The sequence below is a fragment of the Vibrio sp. 811 genome (assembly GCF_033339195.1).
In genome coordinates this window covers 1-549 of record NZ_JAWOUB010000806.1, presented here as the reverse complement: position 1 = coordinate 549, position 549 = coordinate 1, and the positions used below count along the sequence as shown (strand labels likewise).

Below are 549 nucleotides of genomic sequence, written 5' to 3'. Positions count from 1 at the left end.
AACTGTGCATTGGGGCCAGATGAACTGCGCCCATACGTGGAAGAGCTTTCTCGTATTTCTGAATCATTTGTTTCCGCACACCCTAACGCAGGTTTGCCGAATGCTTTTGGAGAATATGACCTTTCTCCAGAAGATATGGCAGAGCATGTAAAAGAGTGGGCTAGCAGCGGCTTTTTAAATCTGATTGGTGGCTGTTGTGGTACAACGCCGGAGCATATTCGCCAAATGGCGCAGGCCGTTGAAGGTGTTACACCTCGCGCTTTGCCAGATTTGCCTGTTGCTTGTCGTCTCTCCGGATTAGAGCCATTAACGATTGAGAAAGAGACTTTATTCATCAATGTCGGTGAGCGAACTAACGTCACAGGTTCTGCTCGCTTTAAACGTTTGATCAAAGAAGAACAGTATGACGAAGCATTAGAAGTCGCGCGTCAGCAAGTTGAAAATGGTGCCCAAATCATCGACATCAACATGGATGAGGGGATGTTAGACGCACAGGCTTGTATGGTGCGTTTTCTAAACCTATGTGCCTCAGAACCAGAAATCTCCAAA

General features: G+C 46.8%; 1 protein-coding gene. It reads left to right on the top strand.

Annotation, left to right across the window (positions count from 1 at the left end; all coding sequences use genetic code 11):
* A partial coding sequence (locus R7Q46_RS29505; RefSeq protein ID WP_318078630.1) for a homocysteine S-methyltransferase family protein occupies nt 1–549 on the top strand: 549 nt, incomplete at both ends.